This window comes from Mesorhizobium sp. WSM4842, from assembly GCF_055901575.1.
The window spans coordinates 928,954-951,340 of the sequence record NZ_CM148372.1; the positions used below are offsets into that span (position 1 = coordinate 928,954).

At 63.4% G+C, this 22,387-nt stretch carries 20 protein-coding genes and 1 tRNA gene; 17 read left to right on the forward strand and 4 right to left on the reverse strand.

Translation table 11 applies throughout. The features are described 5' to 3' along the window. Positions 1-125: 125 nt before the first annotated feature. Positions 126-932, reverse strand: a complete 807-nt coding sequence (locus tag AC0NIE_RS04345) for an undecaprenyl-diphosphate phosphatase (RefSeq protein WP_473485720.1) — start codon at positions 930-932, stop codon at positions 126-128. A 162-nt stretch (positions 933-1,094) separates the two neighbouring features. Between AC0NIE_RS04345 and AC0NIE_RS04350 the strand changes: the two genes are divergently transcribed. From AC0NIE_RS04350 to AC0NIE_RS04430, 17 genes are all read left to right on the forward strand, one after another. Beyond that, complete coding sequence (locus tag AC0NIE_RS04350) at positions 1,095-1,787, forward strand: glutathione S-transferase family protein (protein WP_192359741.1); 693 nt, start codon at positions 1,095-1,097, stop codon at positions 1,785-1,787. Continuing rightward, positions 1,768-2,928, forward strand: coding sequence for a tRNA epoxyqueuosine(34) reductase QueG (gene queG, locus AC0NIE_RS04355; RefSeq protein ID WP_473485721.1), 1,161 nt, complete (start codon positions 1,768-1,770; stop codon positions 2,926-2,928). The genes AC0NIE_RS04350 and queG overlap by 20 nt, the downstream gene beginning before the upstream one ends. After that, positions 2,925-3,830: an SDR family oxidoreductase gene (locus AC0NIE_RS04360; protein ID WP_473485722.1), complete on the forward strand. Its 906-nt coding sequence runs from the start codon at positions 2,925-2,927 to the stop codon at positions 3,828-3,830. The genes queG and AC0NIE_RS04360 overlap by 4 nt, the downstream gene beginning before the upstream one ends. Before the next feature lie 136 nt (positions 3,831-3,966). Next, positions 3,967-5,061 carry a penicillin-insensitive murein endopeptidase gene (gene mepA, locus AC0NIE_RS04365; protein WP_473485723.1) on the forward strand — a complete coding sequence of 365 codons (1,095 nt, stop codon included), beginning with the start codon at positions 3,967-3,969 and terminating at the stop codon, positions 5,059-5,061. Between the two features lie 414 nt (positions 5,062-5,475). Next, complete coding sequence (locus AC0NIE_RS04370) at positions 5,476-6,495, forward strand: glucokinase (RefSeq protein ID WP_473485724.1); 1,020 nt, start codon at positions 5,476-5,478, stop codon at positions 6,493-6,495. A 127-nt stretch (positions 6,496-6,622) separates the two neighbouring features. Next, positions 6,623-8,476 carry an ABC transporter ATP-binding protein gene (locus AC0NIE_RS04375; protein WP_473485725.1) on the forward strand — a complete coding sequence of 618 codons (1,854 nt, stop codon included), beginning with the start codon at positions 6,623-6,625 and terminating at the stop codon, positions 8,474-8,476. Then, entirely contained in the window at positions 8,473-9,315 is an 843-nt protein-coding gene (gene dapB / locus AC0NIE_RS04380) for a 4-hydroxy-tetrahydrodipicolinate reductase (protein ID WP_473485726.1), read from the forward strand. Before AC0NIE_RS04375 ends, dapB begins: the two co-directional genes overlap by 4 nt. A 32-nt stretch (positions 9,316-9,347) precedes the next feature. Then, positions 9,348-9,968 carry a 2,3-bisphosphoglycerate-dependent phosphoglycerate mutase gene (locus tag AC0NIE_RS04385; protein ID WP_258121210.1) on the forward strand — a complete coding sequence of 207 codons (621 nt, stop codon included), beginning with the start codon at positions 9,348-9,350 and terminating at the stop codon, positions 9,966-9,968. A gap of 81 nt (positions 9,969-10,049) precedes the next feature. Continuing rightward, positions 10,050-10,134: transfer RNA gene (locus AC0NIE_RS04390), tRNA-Leu, on the forward strand. A gap of 120 nt (positions 10,135-10,254) precedes the next feature. Further along, the gene (locus AC0NIE_RS04395; protein ID WP_473485820.1) at positions 10,255-11,910 is read left to right on the forward strand and encodes a DUF6538 domain-containing protein; all 1,656 of its coding nucleotides are present in this window, start codon (positions 10,255-10,257) and stop codon (positions 11,908-11,910) included. 639 nt (positions 11,911-12,549) lie between these two features. After that, positions 12,550-13,752, forward strand: coding sequence for an ABC transporter substrate-binding protein (locus tag AC0NIE_RS04400; RefSeq protein ID WP_473485727.1), 1,203 nt, complete (start codon positions 12,550-12,552; stop codon positions 13,750-13,752). 76 nt (positions 13,753-13,828) lie between these two features. After that, positions 13,829-14,695, forward strand: coding sequence for a branched-chain amino acid ABC transporter permease (locus AC0NIE_RS04405; protein ID WP_091600116.1), 867 nt, complete (start codon positions 13,829-13,831; stop codon positions 14,693-14,695). 5 nt (positions 14,696-14,700) lie between these two features. After that, positions 14,701-15,675, forward strand: a complete 975-nt coding sequence (locus AC0NIE_RS04410; protein WP_473485728.1) for a branched-chain amino acid ABC transporter permease — start codon at positions 14,701-14,703, stop codon at positions 15,673-15,675. A gap of 4 nt (positions 15,676-15,679) precedes the next feature. Next, positions 15,680-16,459 (forward strand): ABC transporter ATP-binding protein, encoded by a 780-nt coding sequence (locus AC0NIE_RS04415; RefSeq protein WP_473485729.1) that lies wholly within the window; start codon positions 15,680-15,682, stop codon positions 16,457-16,459. Between the two features lie 2 nt (positions 16,460-16,461). Further along, the gene (locus tag AC0NIE_RS04420) at positions 16,462-17,184 is read left to right on the forward strand and encodes an ABC transporter ATP-binding protein (RefSeq protein WP_473485730.1); all 723 of its coding nucleotides are present in this window, start codon (positions 16,462-16,464) and stop codon (positions 17,182-17,184) included. Positions 17,185-17,192: 8 nt separating this feature from the next. Continuing rightward, positions 17,193-17,933 carry an aspartate/glutamate racemase family protein gene (locus AC0NIE_RS04425; RefSeq protein WP_473485731.1) on the forward strand — a complete coding sequence of 247 codons (741 nt, stop codon included), beginning with the start codon at positions 17,193-17,195 and terminating at the stop codon, positions 17,931-17,933. Between the two features lie 102 nt (positions 17,934-18,035). Then, on the forward strand, positions 18,036-18,740 hold the full coding sequence (locus AC0NIE_RS04430; RefSeq protein ID WP_473485821.1) for a GntR family transcriptional regulator: 705 nt from the start codon (positions 18,036-18,038) through the stop codon (positions 18,738-18,740). A gap of 704 nt (positions 18,741-19,444) precedes the next feature. On the opposite strand, the gene AC0NIE_RS04435 is transcribed toward AC0NIE_RS04430, so the two are convergent. The 3 genes from AC0NIE_RS04435 to AC0NIE_RS04445 all read right to left on the reverse strand — a co-directional run bounded on the left by AC0NIE_RS04435 (position 19,445) and on the right by AC0NIE_RS04445 (position 22,223). Then, positions 19,445-20,719, reverse strand: coding sequence for an RNA polymerase sigma factor (locus AC0NIE_RS04435; RefSeq protein ID WP_473485732.1), 1,275 nt, complete (start codon positions 20,717-20,719; stop codon positions 19,445-19,447). A 31-nt stretch (positions 20,720-20,750) separates the two neighbouring features. Beyond that, complete coding sequence (locus AC0NIE_RS04440) at positions 20,751-21,353, reverse strand: YciI family protein (protein WP_473485733.1); 603 nt, start codon at positions 21,351-21,353, stop codon at positions 20,751-20,753. A 348-nt stretch (positions 21,354-21,701) separates the two neighbouring features. Beyond that, entirely contained in the window at positions 21,702-22,223 is a 522-nt protein-coding gene (locus AC0NIE_RS04445; protein ID WP_473485734.1) for a carboxymuconolactone decarboxylase family protein, read from the reverse strand. Positions 22,224-22,387 lie beyond the last annotated feature (164 nt).

Sequence of the window (22,387 nt, forward strand, 5' to 3'; positions counted from 1 at the left end):
GATCTGCTTGAAGACCTCGGTGGCGATCTCGGCGTGACGGACCCGTCTCGGGGCTGGTTGTTGCGGGAGTGACTTAAGGAGCCCAATCAGCGATGGCTGAAGGGCGATAAACTAACTGTGCCGCCTTACCCCCAGACGAAAAGCGCCGCCAGGCCGACGGTGCCGATGACCAGCCGCCACCAGCCGAACAGCGAATAGCCGTGGCGCGAGACGTAGTTGAGCAGGAATCGCACGACGATAAGCGCCGCGACGAAGGCCGCCATGAAACCGGCGACGATTATGGGCAGATCGGCGCTGGTCAGCACATTGCGGTTCTTGAAAAGGTCGAAGGCGAAGGCGCCGACCATCGTCGGCATGGCGAGGAAGAAGGAGAATTCCGCAGCCGCCCGTTTGTCGACGCCCAGAAGCAGCGCGCCGACGATCGTCGAGCCGGAGCGCGATGTGCCGGGGATCAGCGAAAGGCACTGGAACAGTCCGATCTGCAGATAGAGCCTGAGCGGAAACCGCTCGACGTCATGGTAGAGCGGCTTCGGCTTGAACCGATCCACCCACAGCAGGACGACGCCGCCGATGATCAGCATGACGCAGATCAGCCTCGGCGATTCAAACAGCACCGTCTTGATGAAGCCATGCGCCAGGGCGCCGATGACGGCCGCCGGCAGGAAGGCGACGAGGATGCCGAGGACGAAATGCCGCGTCACCCGATCACGCGGCAGATCGACCAGCATCTGCCACAGTCGATGGAAATAGACGCTGAGGATCGCCAGTATGGCGCCGAGCTGGATCAGGATCTCGAAGGCCTTGCCGGTCGAATGGAAGCCGAGAAAATGGCCGGCAAGCAGGATATGGCCGGTCGACGAGACCGGAATGAACTCGGTCATGCCCTCGATCATGCCGAGCAGCAGCGCTTCGACGATGGTCTGGCTTTCCATGGAAACCTCGGAGTTCGAGTGAGGGCTTTGAAGAACGGCTTGCTTGTCATGGCGCGGAACTCCTCCTATAGGTCGCAGCACCTGACGGCCCTCAGAATCGGGGCGGCCAAGACTTACCGGCGCAGCCGGCGATTTGCCAGTGCGCTCTATTATCGCGGGACCATGCTGACGCTTTTCCACCACCCGATGTTCGCCACCTGCCGCTTCGTTCGCCTCGCTTTCGGCGAGTATGGCGAGGAGCTGGCGCTGATCGAGGAAAAGCCGTGGATGCGGCGCAAGGAGTTCCTGGCGCTGAACCCGGCCGGCACGCTGCCGATCCTGCTTGCCGAGGGCGACGTGCCGATCGTCGGCGCCATGGTCATCGCCGAATATCTCGACGAGACGCGCGGCGTGCTCAAGCGCGACAAGCGGCTGTTCGCCGAGGACCCGATGGGGCGGGCCGAAATCCGCCGGCTGACCGACTGGTATCTTAGCAAGGCCGATAGCGAGGTGACGCGGCATCTGGTGCGCGAGCGCGTGCTGAAGCCGGTCATGCCGGAAACGGCGGGCGGCGGTTCGCCTGATTCGGCGGCGATCCGTGCAGCGCGCGCCAATATCCGCCAGCACATGAAATACACCAACTGGCTGGCCGGCACACGCCATTGGCTGGCCGGCAACAAGGTCACCTATGCCGACCTCGCGGCTGCGGCTGCGCTGTCCGTGCTCGACTATCTCGGCGAGATTGACTGGCGTGAACATGCTGCCGCGCGCGAATGGTATGCACGGGTGAAATCACGGCCATCATTCCGGCCGCTATTGTCCGACCGGGTGCGCGGCCTTTCGCCGGTGTCACATTATGCGGACCTCGATTTCTAGAGCGCAAAACCTGCGCGCGCTGATCGACCGCGAGGCTCGGCGCGCCGGTTTCGATACCGCTGCCGTCACCACGCCAAATGCCATCCCGCAGGCGCCGGCCAGGCTGGCCGAATTCGTCGCCGACGGCTTTCACGGTTCGATGGGCTGGATCGCCGAGACGCTCGAGCGCCGCGGCGAGCCGACGGCACTTTGGCCTGAGGTTCGCTCGATCATCGTGCTGGCCATGAACTACGGGTCCGACCACGACCCGCGCGCGGTGCTGGCGAAGCGCGAGCGCGGCGCGATCTCCATCTATGCGCAGAACCGTGATTATCACGACGTCATGAAGGGCCGGCTGAAAGAGATCGCCGGCAAGATCGTGGCCCGCGCCGGCGGCGACGTTAAAGTGTTCGTCGATACTGCTCCGGTGATGGAAAAGCCGCTGGCTGAAGCCGCCGGCCTCGGCTGGCAAGGCAAGCACACCAATCTGGTCAGCCGCGAGCACGGCTCCTGGCTGTTTCTCGGCACCATCTTCACGACGGCCGAGCTTGTGCCCGATACGCCCGAGGACGACCATTGCGGCTCGTGCCGCGCCTGTCTCGACGCTTGTCCGACCGACGCCTTTCCGGCTCCCTACCGGCTCGATGCGCGACGCTGCATCTCCTATCTCACCATCGAGAACAAGGGCCCGATCCCGCATGAGTTCCGGGAAAAAATCGGCAACCGCATCTATGGCTGCGACGACTGTCTCGCCGCCTGCCCGTGGAACAAGTTTGCCCAGGCGGCATCCGAGGCAAAGCTCGTCGCCCGCGCGGACTTGCGCGAACCGCCGCTCGCCGATCTCTTAGCGCTCGATGACGCTGCTTTCCGGTCGTTCTTCACTGGTTCGCCGATCAAGCGGATCGGTCGCGACCGCTTTGTCCGCAATGTGCTGATCGCCGCCGGCAATTCCGGCGAACCCTCGCTCGGCAACGCCGTGTGCGCGCTGCTCAGCGATGCCTCGCCTCTGGTGCGTGGCGCGGCGGTATGGGCGCTGTCGCGGCTTGTGCCAGAGACCGAATTTGCCAAATGTGCGAGCTCTGCACTGAAAGCAGAAGGCGACGAGGCCGTGCGACGCGAATGGCGCCTGGCGCTGGCAAATCAAATCGAGGCGCATGCATGAGCGAGAAGCAGATCTTCATTTTCGGCGCCGGCTATTCGGGCAAGGCATTTGCCCGCGCCAACAGGGATGCCGGCACGATCCTTGGCACGACACGCGCGTCGGAGAAATTCGAAGCGCTGCTGCGGGCCGGAATCCAGCCGCTGCTTTTCGACGGCGCGCTGACACCCGAAATCAGCGACGCGCTCAAAAAAACAACCCATCTCGTCGTCTCGGTGGCGCCGGAAGAGGCCGGCGATCCAGTGCTGAATGCGGCGCGCGGGACAATCGCGGCGGAGATGCCGGCGCTCGAATGGATCGCCTATCTCTCCACCGTCGGCGTTTATGGCGACCACGGCGGCGGCTGGGTCGACGAGACCGCCGAATGCCGGCCGCTGTCGAAGCGCTCGATGCTGCGTGTCGCCGCCGAGCAGGACTGGCTGAAACTGGGTCGGGACATCGGCCGGCCGGTGGCGATCCTGCGGCTTTCCGGCATTTACGGGCCGGGCCGCAATGCCCTGGTCAATCTGGAAGACGGCACCGCGCGGCGGCTGGTCAAGCCGGGCCAGGTGTTCAACCGCATCCATTGCGACGACATTGCGGGGGCGCTCTGGCATCTGCTCAAGGACAATCGCGGCGGCATCTTCAACGTCACCGACGACCTGCCGGCGCCGCCGCAGGACGTCGTCGCCTATGCCGCGGGGCTGATGGGCGTCACACCGCCACCCGAAATTCCGTTCGAGACCGCCCAGCTTTCGCCGATGGCTCGGTCCTTCTATGGCGAGAACAAGCGTGTCGCCAACACGGCGATCAAGGCTGCCGGCTATCGCTTCCGCTTTCCCGACTACCGGGTGGCCTTCGACCATATGTGGGCTGAGGGCAACTGGCGCGACGGCGAGGCGCGCAGCCCGATGAAGCGGTCGTGATCGAAACCGCGCGCCGGGCGTGATATGATTCGACTAAATCGCAGAGGGGTTCTGCCTCATGAAAACGTTGAAGCGATCATTGCCCGGTAGAACGCTGCTGCTAAAGCGCGTCGCAACGCGCTTTAGATCTCTGTCGATGCATGTCGTTGTCCAAAAACCGCTGCGCACTTTTGGGCGACATGCATTAGCAGCGCTCGCCGTTCTCGCCCTGGCAGGGCTTGCAGCACGACCTGCAGCGGCCGAAGAGCTTGCGAAAAACCTGTTCGGCGCCAAAAAGCTGCCGGCCGTTGCTGCGCCGCAATCGATCGGCTTTTATTCCAAGGGCTGCTTTGCCGGCGGCGTCGCCATTCCCCTGGACGGCCCGAAATGGGAGGTGATGCGGCCTTCGCGCAACCGCCGCTGGGGCCATCCGACAATGATCGCGCTGATCGAGAAACTGTCGCGCGACGCCGCGGCCGACGGCTGGCCCGGCCTGCTGGTCGGCGACATTTCGCAGCCGCGCGGCGGCCCGATGCTGAGCGGCCATGCCTCGCACCAGATCGGCCTCGACGCCGACATCTGGCTGACGCCGATGCCCGACCGCAAGCTTTCGCTCGAGCAGCGCGAAAACATGAGCGCCACCTTGCTTGTCGATGAAAAGAACCACCTGGTGAAAGATGCGCTCTGGGTGCCGGCGCATATGCGGCTCCTGAAGCGCGCGGCAAGCTACGCGGAAGTCGAGCGCATCCTGGTCAATCCCGGCATCAAGAAGAAGCTCTGCGACACGGTGAAAGGCGACCGCGCATGGCTGCGCAAGGTCAGGCCGTTCTGGGGCCACGACTATCACTTCCACATCCGCATCGGCTGCCAGCCCGGCTCGCCCAATTGCAAAGCGCAGGAAAACACGGCGCCCGGCGACGGCTGCGACCAGTCGCTGGCCTGGTGGTTCACGGAGGAACCGTGGCGTCCCAACAAGAACCCGGATAGGCCGAAAGCGCGCGACCTGATGACCATGGCGAGCCTGCCCGCAGCATGCCAGGCGGTGCTCGATGGGCCAGATCCGGCTTCGGCGGAGGCGGTCACCTATTATGGCGACGGCGTGGCGGTCGCGGCTGCACCCGTTCTCACGACGGCGCCCGCGCCGGCGCGGGCATCCGCAAGCGGCGAGGCAGCGCTTCCGGCCTCGGTCAACGCCTTCGCGGCAACGCCGGAGATCGGCATTCCGCTGCCGCGGCCGCGACCGGGGAACTGAGGCCAGGATAATCGCCTCGACTTCCGCTGATGTTGGCGACGACCAACTGTTGGGGTCGGCGCCGCCCCTCATTGCCCTGCCCGTCCTCCGCAGCAGCTGCGGAGGGTGGACCGGGCATTTCTCCCCGTATAGTGACGAGGAGAAAGGGGCTGGCCGCTGCCTTGGCGCCGTTCTTGCATCGTTGGAGATTAGCGAACCATCGATGAAAGCGCCCCCTCTCCCCGTCACTATACGGGGAGAGGATGCCGGCAGGCAGGTGAGGGGCAGCGCCAACGCTGAATGGGGCAAGGACGAAATTCGGACCTGAAGTGATTGCACCGGAACTGACTCTGAAGCGACTTTCCCTTTCCCGGGTCATGCGCTAGTCAACGAAAGAACGGCGGAACGCCACTGGGAACCGGGACGGACGAGAGCATGCCAGGCGACGACGACACAGCGCTGCAGTTTCCGGTCCTGATCGGCGACATTGGCGGCACCAATGCGCGCTTTTCGATCGTGCTCGACGCGAACTCGGTACCAACCGAACCGCAGATCGTCCAGACCGCCAATTTCAACACGATCGACGAGGCGATCCAGGCGGCGGTGCTCGACCGCTCGTCGGTCCGGCCCAACTCCGCGGTGCTGGCGGTGGCCGGTCCGGTCGATAGCGACGAGATCCCGCTCACCAACTGTCCGTGGATCGTCAAGCCGCGAAAGATGTTTGCCAGCCTCGGCCTCAGCGACGTCGTGGTGCTCAATGATTTCGAGGCGCAGGCGCTGGCCGTCGTGGCGCTCGGCGAAGAGCATATGGAAAAGATCGGCGGCGATGCGCCGGAGCCCAATGCCGGACGGGTGGTGCTCGGTCCCGGAACCGGGCTTGGCGTCGCCGGCCTGGTCCACGCGCTGAACCACTGGATTCCGGTGCCCGGCGAGGGGGGACACATGGACATCGGGCCGCGCTCGCCGCGCGATTTCCAGGTCTTTCCGCATATTGAGAAGCTCGATGGCAGAATCTCCGGCGAACAGATTTTGTCCGGACGCGGCCTGGTCAATGCGTATCGGGCGGTGGCCAAGGCGGACGGCAAGCCGACGCCTTTCACCACGCCGGCCGAGGTCACCGCCGCGGCATTGGCCAAATCAGATCCGGTGGCCGAGGAAGCGCTGTCGATGTTCGTCACCTGCCTGGGGCGCACCGCCGGCGACCTTGCGCTGGTGTTCATGAGCCGCGGCGGCGTCTTCCTGACCGGCGGCATCGCGCAGAAAATCCTGCCGGCGCTGAAAACCGGCAATTTCCGCGCCGCCTTCGAGGACAAGGCGCCGCACAGCGAGCTGATGCGCACCATGCCCGTCTATGTGATCACCCATCCGCTGGCAGCGCTTTCCGGCCTTGCCGCCTATGCCAGAAACCCGTCGCTGTTCGGCGTCCAGACCGCCGGGCGGCGCTGGCGGGCCTAGATGACGACAGAAGCCGCGGCGAAGTTTTGCCGGCCTCTGCCATAGGCAAGCCGCCGCCGGGGCGCTAAGAGGATTGCCGAATTGGCCCGGCCGCGAAGCCGAACCGACATCACGGAACGATCCCGACTTGAACCAGTCGCCAAACCACCAAGCCAAAGCCCGGCCCGGCCAGATCGTGGCGGTGATCCGCCGCATCATCGCCGAGAATAGCCGCGACTATCGCTGGTATTATGTTCTGGCGGTTCTGTGCCTGGTGACGGTTGCGGCCACGACTGCCTTCACCGCCTGGATCATGAAGGATGTCGTCGACCAGATCTTCTATGAGCAGCGCGGCGATCTCATCGCGCTGATCTGTCTATCGATCCTGGGCGCCTTCATGCTGCGCGGGCTGGCCACCTACGGCCAGGCGGTGACGCTGGCCAGGATCGGCAACAATCTGGTGGCCCGATACCAACGCCGCATCTTCGCTCACCTGATGAAGCTCGGCATCGGTTTCTTCAACGACACGCGCTCGGGACGGCTGGCCTCCCAGATCAACGAGAATGTCAACGGCATCCGCGACCTGCTGTCGATGACGCTGACATCAGTGGCACGCGACGCCGTATCGCTCATCGCGCTGATCGGCGTCATGATCTGGCAGGATCCGATGCTCTCCTTGATGTCGCTGCTGATCGGACCGCCGCTGATCTACACCGTCGTCTACCTCACCCGCAGAATAAGGCGCGCCACGCGCGAAGCCGTGCAGATAAACTCGCGGCTGATCGGCGCCATGCAGGAAGCAACGCAAGGCATCGCCATCGTCAAGGCGTTTACGCTGGAGGACGAGCTGTCGCGCCGCGTCAGCGGCCTTGTCGACGGTGCCGAGCAACGGGCAAACCGCATCGCCCGCGTCTCGGAACGGTTGACGCCGATCTCCGAAATGCTGGCCGGCTTCGCCGTCGCCGGCGTCATCGCCTATTCAGGTTATCGGGCGGCCGTCGGCGGCCAGCCGCCTGGCGCCGTCTTTGCCTTCATCACCGCATTGCTGCTCGCCTACGACCCGGCCCGGCGGCTGGCGCGCATGCAGGTCGGCATGGAACGCGCGCTGGTCAATGCACGCATGATCTACGAGCTGCTCGACCTCGAGCCGCAGCAAGGCGACGCGGCCGGAGCGGCCGAAGCGAAGATCACCAGGGGCGAGGTGCGTTTCAACAATGTGTCGTTCGGCTATGTCGCCGACGCTCCGGTGCTGCAGGATCTCAGCTTCGTCGCCGCCGCCGGCAAGATGACGGCCATCGTCGGCGCCTCGGGCGCCGGCAAGTCGACGCTGGTGGCGCTTCTGCAGCGTTTCCACGATGTCGAAGCGGGCAGCATCGAGGTCGACGGCCAGGACATTTTAGAGGTGACTAAGCAGTCGCTGCGCTGCTCCATCGCCTATGTCTCGCAGCAGCCCTATCTGTTCGAAGGCACCATTCGCGACAATATCCGCTACGGGCGGCTGAGCGCCAGCGACGCCGAGATCGAACTGGCCGCACAACAGGCCGAGGCCGATGGCTTCATCCGCCAGCAGCCGCTAGGCTATGACACCCCTGTCGGTGAAGGCGGCCTGACGCTGTCGGGCGGCCAGCGCCAGCGCCTGTCGATCGCCCGCGCCATCGTGCGGCAGGCGCCGATCCTGCTGCTCGACGAGGCGACCTCGGCGCTCGACAACGAGGCCGAAGCGCGCGTCCAGCAGGCGCTGACCCAGGTTATGCAAGGGCGCACGACGATCGTCATAGCGCACCGGCTGTCGACGGTGGTCAATGCCGACCACATCATCGTGCTGGAACAGGGCCGGCTGGTCGAACAAGGCACGCATGCCTCGCTGATGGCCGACCCGCACAGCGTATATGCCCGGTTCCACCGGGTGCAGGGCAACAAGGGGCTGGGGCTTGTCGACGACGGCACGCCAATCCACACTCCGGTGCGGCGCGCGAAAAAAGCGATTGGGAGAAATTTATGAGCGGTACGGCCACAAACGACCTCCCCGTCAATGAAATGGGCCTGGTGGTGGTCGGCGCGGCCGGACGCATGGGCCAGGCGCTGATCCGCGCCATCCACACCGTACCGGGCGCACGCGTCGCCGGCGCGATCGAGCGGCCCGGCTCGCCACATCTCGGCAAGGATGCCGGCGAGCTTGCCGGCATCGGCATTATCGGCGTGGCGATCGGCGACGATCCGCTGCCGGCCTTCGCCAAGGCCGACGGCGTGCTCGATTTCACGAGCCCGACAGCAACAGTCGAATTCGCTGGCTACGCGGCGCAGGCGCGCATCGCCCATGTCATCGGCACCACCGGCTGCTCGGCCGACGACAATGCAAAGATAGCGGCGGCGGCGCGCCACGCGACGATCGTCAAGTCAGGCAATATGAGCCTCGGCGTCAATCTGCTGGCGGTGCTGGTGGAGCAGGCGGCGCGTGCGCTCGATGCCGACGATTTCGACATCGAGATCCTGGAAATGCATCACCGGCACAAGGTCGACGCGCCCTCGGGAACGGCGCTGCTGCTCGGTGAAGCCGCCGCCACCGGGCGCGGCATCGATCTTGACGGGAACAGCGTGCGGTCGCGTGACGGCCACACCGGCGTGCGAAAGGCGGGCTCGATCGGCTTCGCCACGCTGCGGGGCGGCTCGGTGGTCGGCGACCATTCCGTGGTGCTGGCCGGCACCGGCGAGCGCATCACGCTCGCTCATCATGCCGAGGACCGGGCGATCTTCGCCCGCGGCGCGGTCAAGGCCGCACTGTGGGCACGCGGCAGGAAGCCGGGACTGTATTCGATGCGGGACGTGCTCGGACTCGCCTGAGACGATCTGATCCACAAACTGAAGGAGCAAAAATGTCGGGAACTCTCGTGCTCGTGCGCCATGGCCAGAGCGAATGGAACCTGAAGAACCTTTTCACCGGCTGGCGCGATGTCGACCTGACCGAACTGGGCCACGCCGAGGCCAAGGAGGCGGGCGCCAAGCTGAAGGCGCGCGGCATGAAGTTCGACATCGCCTTCACGTCGTCGCTGATCAGGGCGCAGAAGACCTGCCAGCATATTCTCGACGCCGTCGGCCAGAGCGATCTCGAGACGATCCGCGACCAGGCGCTGAACGAGCGCGACTATGGCGACCTCTCCGGCCTCAACAAGGACGACGCGCGCCAGAAATGGGGCGAGGAGCAGGTGCATGTCTGGCGCCGCTCCTACGACGTGCCGCCGCCCGGTGGCGAAAGCCTGAAGGACACCGGCGCGCGCGTCTGGCCCTATTATCTGCACGACCTGCAGCCGCATGTGCTGCGCGGCGGCACCGTGCTGGTGGCGGCGCACGGCAATTCGCTGCGCGCGCTGATCATGGCGCTGGATGGCAAGTCGGGTGAGGAGATCGTCAGACTGGAGCTCGGCACCGGCGTGCCGGTCATCTACAAGCTCAACGCCGATTCGACCGTGGCTTCGAAGGAAGTGCTGGAGGGGTGAGCCGGCGCGCGGGCGTGTTTCTTGATTGAGCAAAAAAGCGCGTTGACACTCACCCCTTGCCCGCCTAAAGAGCCCGCACCAGCCCAGATGGCGGAATTGGTAGACGCGCACGGTTCAGGTCCGTGTTCCGCAAGGAGTGGAGGTTCGAGTCCTCTTCTGGGCACCATCATCTTGTAAGTACCTGATTTCATTCAGGTTCTGATTCGCTTTTTCAGTTCGGCCCTGTTGTAACAGTGACTGTTATAGTCGGGGCTCGAACAGGATGGCGACACTGCCCGAACGGATGATGACGCGCAGCGGCACTTTTTACTGTCGCATTTGGGTTCCTACGGACATTGCCCCTATATACGGGCGTCAAATCGTGGTCCGGTCCTTGCGCACAAAAGATCTGAAAACAGCCAAGTCGCGTCTCGCTCGCAAGAGCGTCGAACTGGAAAACCGGTTCGACGAAATTCGTGCTGAGCAGATCGCCTGCGACAACCACGGCGCTGCTGCGTCGCCGGACTCCCGAACTATCCGTGCCGGCTTCCGCGAGATCGCCCGCGAACACGCTATCGCGGCGAGCGATCATGAGTTCTGCCGCCGTGCGGAGCTCTTCAGCCAGGCGACCGCGGCTCCCTCTCGGTTCTGGCGCGGCGAGTTCGGAGCTCTGCCGGTGCCGGCCGACTTTGGGCACGGCGAACAGGATGCCTATACCTATTTCGACCACCTCGTTGCCGAAGGTGATCTCGAAAAGGTCATCGCCTTCGTCAATCGCTTTCGCCTTGGGAAGCGGATCGAGACGTTGCAGAGCATGCGGGCGACCGGAAACCTTGGCGAATTCGTCGCGATCGCCGAGAACCGCATTCCCGAAATCGGCCGTTCGGATGCGATCGCTCTTGGCCGATTGCTGCTTGAGAACGAACTCGACGCGCTTCGGGCAATCGCCGAGCGACAACCTGATCCTTCGCTGGGCGATCTTCGTGCAAGCAATTTTCGGCAGGCAGAGAACCCTGACGCGCCTACCTTGGGCAGTTCCCAGCCGACGGCACCAACCGCCATGCCGATCTCGCTCGACGAACTTTTCGAGCGCTGGGAGGCGGAAACCGATCCGAGCGCCAGCACACTGTCCAGCTGGCGCGGCATCATGCGCGACCTGAAATCATTCGTCGGGGACAAGGCGGACGACATTACTCGCATCGCCGCCGAGGATATCGTCGGCTGGAAAGACAAGCTCGTCAAAGCCAACAAGGCGGCGGCAACCATCTCGCGAGGCTATCTCGGCTGCGCCCGTGCGCTGTTCAGGTTTGCCGTGGCGAACAAGCTCGCGGCGTCCGATCCTTCCCAGGGAATCAAGGTCGCGCGCAAGACGAAGGCGGGCAAGAAGATGTTGGGCTATACCGGAGAGGAGGTGGCTCGGCTGCTGGATTTGGCGAGCGCCGCTCCGGAACCTTGGAAGAAGTGGCTTCCCTGGTTGGCTGCGGCCACGGGATCACGGATTGGCGAAGTGGCGCAGCTGCACGTCAGCCATGTGTTTGAGGAAGACGGATATCATGTCGTAAAGATCACGCCGGCAATCGATGCCGGTAGCATCAAGAATGCGGAAAGCGAAAGGACAGTGCCCATTCATCCGGCCCTGCTTGCAGCAGGCTTCCTGGAGTTCGTGCGAACGAAAGGGGAAGGTCCGCTCTTCTATGGCCGCTCGTCAGGTGATCCAAAGCGGAAGCATGCCTCGAAAGGCGTTGCCAACCGGCTGGCGACATGGATTCGAAAGAATGGGTTTTCCGATCGAGGCAAGGCGCCGAATCATGCGTTGAGGCACTGGTTCAAGACCGAAGCGTCAAGGGTTGGCATTTCTGACAGCGTGGCCGACGCCATTCAGGGCCACACCGACAGCAGTTCCTCGGGTGTCTACAGGCATATCGGCTTGGCCCTGATGGCATCAGCGCTCGAGAAGATCTAACTGCCACCGCGCCGCGGCTTGCCCTTAGACGCTTAGAGCTGCTGGAGCAAGCTCGTAACCTCCTGGTTGCGCCAAGAGCGGTTATCGCCGAACCACTACTCAGACGTCGCATTTGGGGGCCGACAAACCAACCCGCTGCGCGGGATGGGCGCGCGCGGTAGGGCTCGCGCTCGCCCGCGAACTGCTCGCCGTCGCGAGCCCACCGCCTGTGGCCCGTCCTTCCTTCCTCGGGGACTTTCGTACGCCTGCCGGCGCCCGAAACTCTTTCCTGCAACTGGCGCAATCCCCGAAAGTCCTGCGGAACCGTTGCGGAGGCCTTCACCTCGATACCGACGACCCGACCGCGTCGATCCTCGATCACGACGCCGACCTCGTCCTGATCCTTGGTCCGGTAGTGTGAGAAAGACACCCGTCGCTCTGACCACGATGCGAGCTTCAGGAATTTCCGACACCACGAAGCTCTCGAGAAAGCACCGAACCGCGATCGGTCCTACGTCCTTCATCTACGGCCGGTCACAAGATTGTCAACAATCTTTAAAAGTTTTGTTGACAGGTGATTGATTTGAGCCTTCACTCACAAAAGTCCGCGTATCGGTCGAGTTCTGTCGCAACAATGCGCGGCCTCCAAGGGGAAGAACAATGATCAACAGACGTTCAATAATCACATTCGCCGCGCTCGGCGCCGTCTCCGCGCTGGCAATCATGGCCGGCGGCACAATCACGGTGCACGCCGCCAACAAGGAACTCAAGATCGGCTTTGTCGGCGTGACGAGTGGCGCGGCCGCTGCGTGGGGCACATCCAACGTCCGCTCGATGCAGACACGCGCCGCCTGGATCAACGAAACCGGCGGTGTGAAGATTGGTGACGAGACCTATGACATCAAAATCGTCACCTTCGACGACCAGAAGGACCCGAAGCGGGCGATCGCCGGCATGGAGAAGATGGCCCAGGAGGGCATCCACTATGTCGTCGGTCCGAATGTCGACGACGGCGCGGCGGCGGTGCGTCCCGTGGCAGAATCCAAGGGCATCATCTATTTTCCCTACGCATTCCCGAAGGAACTCTACACCCCGCCGGCGTCCAACGCCGTGCTCGGCATGATCGCCAACTACCAGTCGGCTCCGGCGATTTACAAATATCTCATGGAAAACAGGGGCGTGAAAAAAGTTGCCTTTGTCGCCGCCAACGAATCCGATCCGCTGAGCCAGCGGGATGGCGGTGCTGCCGCGGCAAAGGCGCTCGGGCTCGAGGTTGTGGCTGCCACGGATGTCTACCAAAACGATACCCGCGATTTCACGCCGGTACTGACGCCGATCGTTTTGCAAAAACCGGACCTGCTGGTGCTTTCGGGTGTCGCGCCCGGCAATGCGCCGCTGCTGATCCGCGCCGCGCGCGAGCTCGGCTACGAAGGTCTGATCTCCACCGAAACGGCGCAGGATGCCAAGGTGCTGGAAGAGGGCGCGGGCGAGTTGGCCAACGGCTTCATCTCAGTCGGCGGCGCATCGACGCCCGAAATCGCGTCCGACACGATGAAGGAGTTCGTCGACCGCTATACGAAAATGTTCGGCGAATACAATGACGAGTCCAACACCAAGGTCTACGCGCTCGAATACATCATCGAGACGCTGAAGGCGAACCCGGCCGCGATCGACAATGTCCAGGAGTTCAAGAAGACGATCGACACTTTCTCGGCGCCCAATCCCTATCTGAAGGGCGATGCCAAGCTGACCTATGTCGGAATGACGTCGTTTGGCCAGAAGCGCCAGCTTTCGGTCCCGATGGTGGTCACGGAATACCGCGACGGCAAGTTCGAGACGCTCTTCGTCGCTCAAGTCGATTGACGCACTGCACTGAAGCGGATTGCCGCAGAGGCTCGTGCATTCGCCTTGAGCCTCTGAATGGCCGGGAACCATCCTGATGGAACAAGTCATCGCCAACGGGCTTTATCTTGGCGCGCAATACGCCTTGATCGCGCTCGGTCTGACCCTGATCTTCGCGCTGATGAACGTGCTTAACTTTGCCCATGGGCAGATGTACGTTCTCGGCGGCTTCGTCACCTACACCGTCTATGGCCAGCTCGGCATGCCTTTCGTCGTCGCGCTCGTCGCGTCCGGTATCACGCTGCTGGTCATTGGAGCGCTGGTCGAGAAATTCCTTTTCAGAACGGTGATTAGGCGAAGCGTGCGGGAGGAAAGTACGATGCTTCTCGCGGCGGCGGTCGCATTCTTCCTCGATGCCGTGATCCTCCTCCTGTTCGGTGAAAAGCAGCGCGGCGTGCCGAAGATCGTCAACGGCGTCTTCGTCTCCGACAGCCTCATAATGCCTTACGACCGGCTGCTGGTCGGCGCACTCGCCATACTGTTCATCGCCTCCTTCGTGCTTTTCATGCAGTACAGCAAGCCGGGACGCGCCATGCGGGCGCTGGCGCAGGACCGGGTCGCGGCGCAGCTGATGGGCGTCGAGGTCGACCGCTATTCGATGATCGGCTTTGCGCTCGGCGCCATGCTTGCCGGCATAGTCGGCGGGCTGCTGGTCGCCATCACCGGCGTCAATTCGGGCATCGGCGGGCCGATCTCGATCAAGGCGTTCTTGATGGTGATGATCGGCGGGGCCGGCGTGGTCAGCGGAGCGATCGCCGGCGGCTTCATCCTCGGCATGATGGAATCGGTCGGCCTGACGGTGCTACGCCAATATGGCGACGTCACTTATCTCGTCATCTTCGCCGCGCTGATGGTGTTCCTGAGCATCCGCCCGAACGGACTCATGGGCAAGCCGTGGGGATGATGGACATGAAGCGTACACGCAATATCCTCGCCGTCGCTGTCTTCCTGATGGTCGTACTCGTCGGCGTGCCCTGGCTGATCGAGGCGACCGGTCGGCTCGACCTCTACTACACGCTGACCTCGGTCGCGCTGCTCAGCATCGCCAGCGCCGGGGTGTGGGTGACTTTCTACATCGGCCGCATCAATATCGGCCAGGGCGCCTTCGCGCTTATGGGCGGCTATGTTTCGGCCATTCTTGTCGTCCAGTATGGTGTGTCGTTCTGGCTGACACTGCCGCTGGCTGGGCTATTCTGCGCCGCTGCAAGCGTGCTGATCGGACTGCCCATCCTCAGGCTTCGCGGCGTCTATTTCGCCATGGTCACGCTGGTTTTGACCGAAGTGGCGCGGCTGCTCGCGCTGGCACTGCCGATCACCAACGGAGCCAAGGGTATGGTCAGCATTCCGCTCCCCGGCGGCATCTCGATCTTCGGGCTGACCATCCTTCCGGATTTCGCGACGCTCGCCAATCCGCGTCCCGCCTTCTATCTGGTGTCGGTTGTGCTGATGGTGCTGTGCTTTGCGGCGCTCTACCGCCTAGTCCATTCGCGCATCGGCAAACTCTGCCAGTCGTTGCAGCAGAACGAGGAACTGGCCTCCTCTATCGGCGTCAACATCGCCTATCTGCGCGTTATCGCCTACGCCATCTCCTCATTCCTCGGCGGTCTCGGCGGTGCGATGTTCGTCGCCATCTCGCAGTCGATCTATCCGTCGAGCTTCACCGTCACCGACTCGGTGAACTTCATGCTGAACTGCTTCCTCGGCGGGCTCGGCCACGTCTTCGGGCCGATGATCGGCACCTTCGTGCTCTATTTCGGCTGGGATTTCCTGTTCGAGACCGGCGAGTTCCAGTTGCTGATCTTCTCTTCGGTGCTGATCGCGCTGATGCTGTTCCTTCCCAACGGCCTGCTCAGCCTCAGGCTGTTCGGCAAGAAGCAGGGCTAGGACCATGGCCGAGCTTCTCCAGATCAAGGCCGTGACCAAACGCTTCGGCGGGCTGGTCGCGGTCAACAATGTTTCCTTCGCGGTCCGCGAACGCGAAATCCTCTCCGTCATCGGCCCCAACGGCGCCGGCAAGTCGACGCTGTTCAAGCTGATTTCCTCTTTCCTCAATCCGACCTCGGGCGAAGTGCTGTTCCGAGGAGAGCGGATTTCAGGCCTGGCGCCGCATATCGTCGCCCGGAAGGGCGTGGTGCGCACGTTCCAGGAGACGACGATCTTCAAGGGCATGACGGTGCGCGACAATGTCATCATCGCGCATCACCTGCGTTCCAATGCCAGCCTTGCCGGCTTCTATCTCGGCACGAATACCGCACGGCGCGACGAGGACGAATTCGGCCGCTCGGCCGACGAGATCATCGACTTCCTCGATCTCGGCGCGCAACGGCATGAGATCGCCAGCACGCTGCCGCACGGCCATCTGCGCGCGCTCGGGATTGCCATCGGGCTCGCCACCAACCCGACCGTGCTTCTGCTCGACGAGCCCTTCGCCGGCATGAACCATGACGAAACCGTGCGCGCGGTGGAGATGGTGCGCGGCGTGCGGAAGCGCGGCGTGACTGTCCTGCTGGTCGAGCACGATATGCCCGCCGTCATGAACATTTCCGACCGCATCGTCGTCCTGAACTTCGGTGTGAAAATCGCCGAGGGAACGCCGAAGGAAATCCAGGAGAACGAAAAGGTCATCGAGGCCTATCTCGGCGCCGAAGATGAGACGATCGGATTTTAGCCATGAGCGAACTGCTGAAAGTCTCCGACGTCGAACTCTACTACGATCATGTCTATGCTTTGAAGGGCGTGTCGCTAAACGTCAACGAGGGCGAGACCGTCGCGCTGATCGGCGCGAACGGCGCGGGCAAATCCTCGATCCTGCGCGCCATCACTGGCCTGAAGAAAGTCCGCAGCGGCGAGATTCATTTCCGGGGCCACCGCATCGACGGAACGCGCCCGGACGAGCTGGTCAGGATGGGCATCGCCATGGTGCCGGAGGGTCGGCGCGTCTTTTCCTACATGACGGTGCGCGACAATCTGATGATGGGCGCCTTCACCCGCACCGACAAGTCCGAAATCGCCAGGACGCTGGACATGGTGCTCGGGCGATTTCCGCGCCTGAAGGAACGCTATTCCCAGACGGCGGGCACGATGAGCGGCGGCGAACAGCAGATGCTGGTGATCGGGCGGGCGCTGATGGCCAAACCGAAGCTTCTGCTGCTCGATGAACCCTCGCTCGGCATCGCGCCGAAGCTCGTCCAGGACATCGCCCGCTCCATCGTGGCGATCAATCGCGACGAAAAGGTCAGCGTTCTCTTGGTCGAGCAGAATTCGCGCATGGCGCTGCGCATCTCGCAGCGCGCCTACGCACTGACGACCGGAAAGATCGCGCTGGCCGGACATTCGGCTGAGCTGCTTGGCGACGACCGGGTCAAGAAACTCTATCTCGGCGGCGAAATATGAAAGCGCAAATGGACATACTCGTCGTCAATCCCAACACCACCGCGTCCATGACCGAAAAGATCGGCGAGGCGGCGCGCGGCGCGGCTTCGGCCGGCACCAGGATCATCGCCGTCAATCCGAAGGACGGGCCGCCGAGCGTCGAAGGCTATTTCGACGAGGTCTTCGCCATCCCGGGAATGATCGGCGAGATCCAGAGACATCCGGCGGCGAGCGCCTGCGTCATCGCCTGCTTTGACGACACCGGCCTCGACGCAGTACGCTGCGTTGGCGAGATGCCGGTGGTCGGCATCGGCGAAGCGGCGTTTCACATGGCGAGCCTGATTGCCGGCAAGTTCAGCGTGGTGACGACGCTGTCGCGTTCGGTGCCGGCGATTGAGCACAATCTGGTGCGCTACGGCCTCGCCAGCCGCTGCGCCAAGGTGCGGGCAAGCGACGTTCCCGTTCTGGAGCTCGAAGTGCCCGGCTCCAACGCCCGCCATCGAATTTCGGAGGAGATCGAGCGCGCCATCCGCGACGACCGGGCCGAAGCGATTGTGCTGGGATGCGCCGGCATGGCCGACCTCGCCGCCGCGCTCAGCCGCGAACATGGCCTTCCCGTGCTCGACGGCGTCGCCTGCGCGGTAAAACTCTGCGAGAGCCTCGTCGGCCTTGGCCTGTCGACCTCGAAGCGCGGCGGCTACCAGGTTCCACTCGAAAAATCCTTCGCCGGAATCTTTGCGCCCTTTTCGCCCACCGGCCGTGTATCCTGATGCGTGCAAAATTGTTGACATTCCCACACAGGATGTTCGATGTCCGGCCGGAAACGCGGTGTTCGCGCCGCTATGCGATCCGGCCGCCGGGACAATGAGACGATGGACCTGCTTGGACCAAAGACACGGGATGGCGACAAGCCGACGATGCGCTGGTTTCCGGTCTATGCCGGCCTGCGCGACGCCATCGTCAGCCACCGTCTCGCACCGGGCACAAAGCTGCCCGAGGACGAACTCGCCTCGATCTATTCGGTGAGCCGCGCGGTGATACGCGCGGCGCTGCAGGCGCTGTCGCATGACCGCTTGGCTCGGCTCGAGCCGAACCGCGGCGCGTTCGTCGCCCAGCCGACCAAGCAGGAAGCGCGCGAGGTGTTCGAAGCGCGGGCGCTGATCGAGCCCAAGGTCGCGGCGCTTGCCGCCGAAGTGGCAAAGCCGGCCGAGATCGCGCAACTGCGGCTTCATCTCCAAAAAGAGCACGAGGCCCTGCATGCCGGCCGCGACAGCGACGCCATAATGCTGTCGGCAAAATTCCATGTCGGCATCGCCGAAATCGCCGGCCATTCGATCCTGACCGGCTTCGTCAAAGACCTGTTGTCGCGGTCGTCGCTGATCATCGCGCTCTACTGGCGCCGCCGCGACACCACCTGCGAAAGCCACGCCCATCACGCCCTCGTCGATGCCATCGAAAAGCACGACGCAAAAAACGCGTCCGACCTGATGCGAAGTCATCTCATCGACCTTCTGTCGGGCCTTGATCTGTCGCTTGGCGAGAAGAAGCCCGAGAGCCTGTCGGACATCTTGCGCTGATCTCCGCTGTCAAACTCTTCGCCGGAGTTCGCCTATGTTCGCACCATGCTGGGCGTGCATAGCATGCATCGACCCATGAGGACTGCTTTTTCGTTCCTGCTGTCATAACAGTAGCGCTCGTTGAGTCCGCGGCGCTGCCCTCCAGCTGCACCTGCTCCTGCTGGGCCATAGAGTCCCTCCCGCACAACGGTCGGGCAACGCGCCCGATCAAAGCTTGACGCAGCGCATTCGCAGCAAGGATTGGGCAAACTGCCGGTTTTTCTTTTGGCCTTAGATACGACCTGATGCGATCGGTCGATGGCCCTCGCGAGAGGCCAGTTCCAGACTGCAATCTCATGCAACTTTGCGCGAACAAACATCGAACAACGTCATACCGACTTCGCTCACATGCTGCGGATCCGCTGTTCGTGATGGGCTCAGTTGCGCCAAGAGCGACCTTCCGAGCCGGAACCAAAACTGTCGCATTTGGCGCCGAGAGAGGACCGGCAGCCTCAGGTTTCATAACGAAGATATCAGACGTTCAACCTGCTGGGGCCAGGGTCGCGAACTGACCCTAAGCTGCCGTTTCACGGAACCACCTTGGAACTCCGGCTCGGCGGGACAGCGGACGTTCAGCCACATCCACGTCAGACCTTGCTAGGGAAATGACAAAAGCCCCGGAAGCAGTCGATCCGGGGTCGACCATGTCCTTGTCTGATCAGGGATTATGATGACATCGCTGCGTCGGCCGCCTCGGCGGCGCGCCGTCTCAGCAGGTCATGTTCCCGCCTGTTGCCCGCCAGCGTCGCGGCCGCTTCGAACGCGGCCCGCGCCTCCTCGTAACGGCCGAGCTTGTGGAGTAGGTCGCCGCGAACGCTCGGCAGCAGGTGATAGCCTTTGAGCGCCGGCTCGCGCGCAAGGCGGTCCACGATCACCAGCGCCACTTCTGGGCCCTCGGCCATGCCGACGGCAACCGCGCGGTTGAGGTCGATGATTGGCGAGCGCACGACAGCCGCCAGCTCCGCATAAAGTCCGGCGATGCGCGACCAGTCGGTATCGCCCGCCGTCCTCGCCTGGGCGTGGCAGGCGATAATCGTCGCCTGGAGGACGTAAATGCCGCCGGCTCCGCCTAATTCGCGTGCTCGCCCGAGCGCCTGCATCCCGCGCCGGATCTGGAGCTGGTCCCAGAGTGCGCGGTTCTGGTCCAGCATGAGGATTGGCTCGCCCCCTGCATCAGTACGCGCCGCCGTGCGCGAGGCGTTCAGCTCCATCAGAGCGAGCAGTCCATGGGCTTCGGGCTCGTGCGGCACGATGGAGGTGAGCACGCGGCCCATGCGAAGCGCTTCATTGCAGAGCTGGGGGCGCAGCCAGTCCTCGCCGCTCGCTGCGGTGTAGCCTTCGTTGAAGATGAGGTAGACGACCTCCAGCACCGAGGAGAGCCGCTTTGAGAGCTCCTCCCCGCTTGGGGTCTCGTAGGCCAGCCCCGATTCCGAAAGAGTCCGCTTCGCGCGCACGATGCGCTGGGCGATCGTCGCCTCCGGCAGCAGGAAGGCCCTGGCGATCTCCTCGGTTGTCAGGCCGCAGATCATCCGCAGTGCCAGCGCCGCGCGCGCCCCGTGCGACAGTCGCGGGTGACAGGCGGTGAAGATGAGCCGAAGCAGTTCATCGCCTATGTCGTCGTCCAGGGCCGAGTCGAGGTCGGGCATGGCCTGCTGCTCCTCCTCCATGTCCCAGGCGATAATGTTGTGCTTGCGCTCGAGCATCCGGCTGCGGCGCAGATGATCCAGGGCCCGGCGCTTGGCGGTCGCCATCAGCCAGGCGCCTGGTTTTTCTGGAACGCCTGTGGCGGGCCACCGCTCGAGGGCGGCCAGCAGGGCTTCCTGCGTCAAATCCTCGGCCAATGGCACATCGCGCAGCATCCTCGCCAGACTGGTGATCAGCCGGGGCTGCTCGATCCGCCACACGGCGAGGATCGTGCGATGGGCGTCGGCGACCGTCATGGCCGCCGACCACGTCTGCAGGAACGTCGCCTCAAGGGCCGGCAAACGCGCGGACCTCGCACGTGCCCTCCCAATCCGGCATGAAATCCTTGTGGAGCTGCATGAACTCGACCGCCGACGCCACAGCCTCTTCCTTGTTCCGGAACTCCATGATCGCGTAGCCCCCGATGACCTCCTTCGCCTCGACGAACGGGCCATCGATGACGCTGAGCTTCCCATCGGCGATGCGCACCTGCGCGCCCATCGTGACCGGCGTGAGCCCGCCCATGTCGACCATGCGGCCGGCCTTGATTTCCCGGTCGGCGAGCTTGTTCATCGCCTCGATGAGTTCCGCCGTTGGCGGTCCGGCGTGGGCGGAAGTGACGAACGACATGAAGCGCATTGAGAACTCCTCCTGAGGCGAGCCGCGGACGTGATGGCCGCTGAACAGTCTCGCTAATAAGTCGACGAACCAGCCCCCGGCGGATCGACATGCGCTTTGAATAAAATCACGCCCGGGCTCTAAAGACGATGGGCGAGTGAACAGGTCCGATTGACCAACCCCATCTAACCCCGACAACTCGTCCAGCGTCGTGAGTTGCGTTGCCGTGTCAATTTTGGCGGCTAGGAGGCTGCTTGCGCGTTCGCCAGCCATGTCGTGGATGCCCGCAGTACGGTGTGATCGATTGGCAGGCATGACATGGGCAGGGGCCCGAGGCGGATGAGCTGGCATTGGAATTCGAAACTGGCCGGCGTGATGGAATGAAACGCGAGACGGCCGAGCTAGCTCGCAGGGCGAGTGTCCGGCCAAGTCCTGGGTGAGTGTCGTGAAATGAGCGTGGGAAAGGCGCACTGGCCGGCAGTGGCGGTAAACGCGGCGGAAGCCGGTCGCCGCGGTTCGGCGATACGTATGGTTGTCGATAGCGCTTCCCCGGCGGGTCATTGCGCACAGCCAAGGATCAGCGGCGACACGGCGACAGCCGTGCCGCCGGTCTGTAGCGGGCTAATTGAGCCCCGCCTTGTCCAGGCCATACATTGCATCGGCGGAACCCGGCACGGTCTTGAAGCCGACGTTGAGGCGGTTCCACGAGTTGATCACCATGACAGCGAAGCTAAGATCGGAGATCTCCTTTTCCGACAGCTGCGTGCGGACGCGCTCATAGATCTCATCGGAAACGCCCTGGTCCGGCAGCTTGGTCAGGGCTTCCGTCCATGCGAGTGCGGCGCGCTCGCGTGGGGCGAACAGGGTCGAATCCCTCCACGCGGCCAAGTGGTAGAGGCGCAGTTCGCGCTCGCCGTGCATCTTTGCCTGCTTGACGTGCATATCGAGGCAGAAGGAGCAGCCGTTGAGCTGCGAAGCACGAATATTGACAAGATTGAGGATGGACTCCTCGATCGAGCTTGCACGGAGAGCCGTGACAACCCCGGTGAACTTCTTCACGAGTTCCGGAGATTGCTCGGCCCAGTTAACGCGAGGCCCATGCTTGGTCCCGGCCTGCGCCGTCGGTTTGGTGGCGATATTCATGAATGTCTCCTTGAAAGCGGTTTATCGCCTGCAATCATGCCGGGACGCGCCGGGCCGAGCCATCATGCGAGAGGCCATGTCGCCACTCGGCTGGTCTAGGCAGTATCATCCTGAGGGCTAGGCCAGGTACGCTTCGGCCACGCCTCATGGATTTCCATGAGGTG

Excerpts from the sequence above, each read along its gene's own strand:
- AC0NIE_RS04345 (WP_473485720.1), bottom strand. The coding sequence starts at position 932 with ATGGAAAGCCAGACCATCGTCGAAGCGCTGCTGCTCGGCATGATCGAG.
- AC0NIE_RS04350 (WP_192359741.1), top strand. The coding sequence starts at position 1,095 with ATGCTGACGCTTTTCCACCACCCGATGTTCGCCACCTGCCGCTTCGTT.
- queG (WP_473485721.1), top strand. The coding sequence starts at position 1,768 with ATGCGGACCTCGATTTCTAGAGCGCAAAACCTGCGCGCGCTGATCGAC.
- AC0NIE_RS04360 (WP_473485722.1), top strand. The coding sequence starts at position 2,925 with ATGAGCGAGAAGCAGATCTTCATTTTCGGCGCCGGCTATTCGGGCAAG.
- mepA (WP_473485723.1), top strand. The coding sequence starts at position 3,967 with ATGCATGTCGTTGTCCAAAAACCGCTGCGCACTTTTGGGCGACATGCA.
- AC0NIE_RS04370 (WP_473485724.1), top strand. The coding sequence starts at position 5,476 with ATGCCAGGCGACGACGACACAGCGCTGCAGTTTCCGGTCCTGATCGGC.
- dapB (WP_473485726.1), top strand. The coding sequence starts at position 8,473 with ATGAGCGGTACGGCCACAAACGACCTCCCCGTCAATGAAATGGGCCTG.
- AC0NIE_RS04385 (WP_258121210.1), top strand. The coding sequence starts at position 9,348 with ATGTCGGGAACTCTCGTGCTCGTGCGCCATGGCCAGAGCGAATGGAAC.
- AC0NIE_RS04395 (WP_473485820.1), top strand. The coding sequence starts at position 10,255 with ATGACGCGCAGCGGCACTTTTTACTGTCGCATTTGGGTTCCTACGGAC.
- AC0NIE_RS04400 (WP_473485727.1), top strand. The coding sequence starts at position 12,550 with ATGATCAACAGACGTTCAATAATCACATTCGCCGCGCTCGGCGCCGTC.
- AC0NIE_RS04405 (WP_091600116.1), top strand. The coding sequence starts at position 13,829 with ATGGAACAAGTCATCGCCAACGGGCTTTATCTTGGCGCGCAATACGCC.
- AC0NIE_RS04410 (WP_473485728.1), top strand. The coding sequence starts at position 14,701 with ATGAAGCGTACACGCAATATCCTCGCCGTCGCTGTCTTCCTGATGGTC.
- AC0NIE_RS04415 (WP_473485729.1), top strand. The coding sequence starts at position 15,680 with ATGGCCGAGCTTCTCCAGATCAAGGCCGTGACCAAACGCTTCGGCGGG.
- AC0NIE_RS04420 (WP_473485730.1), top strand. The coding sequence starts at position 16,462 with ATGAGCGAACTGCTGAAAGTCTCCGACGTCGAACTCTACTACGATCAT.
- AC0NIE_RS04425 (WP_473485731.1), top strand. The coding sequence starts at position 17,193 with ATGGACATACTCGTCGTCAATCCCAACACCACCGCGTCCATGACCGAA.
- AC0NIE_RS04430 (WP_473485821.1), top strand. The coding sequence starts at position 18,036 with ATGGACCTGCTTGGACCAAAGACACGGGATGGCGACAAGCCGACGATG.
- AC0NIE_RS04435 (WP_473485732.1), bottom strand. The coding sequence starts at position 20,719 with ATGACGGTCGCCGACGCCCATCGCACGATCCTCGCCGTGTGGCGGATC.
- AC0NIE_RS04440 (WP_473485733.1), bottom strand. The coding sequence starts at position 21,353 with ATGGCTGGCGAACGCGCAAGCAGCCTCCTAGCCGCCAAAATTGACACG.
- AC0NIE_RS04445 (WP_473485734.1), bottom strand. The coding sequence starts at position 22,223 with ATGAATATCGCCACCAAACCGACGGCGCAGGCCGGGACCAAGCATGGG.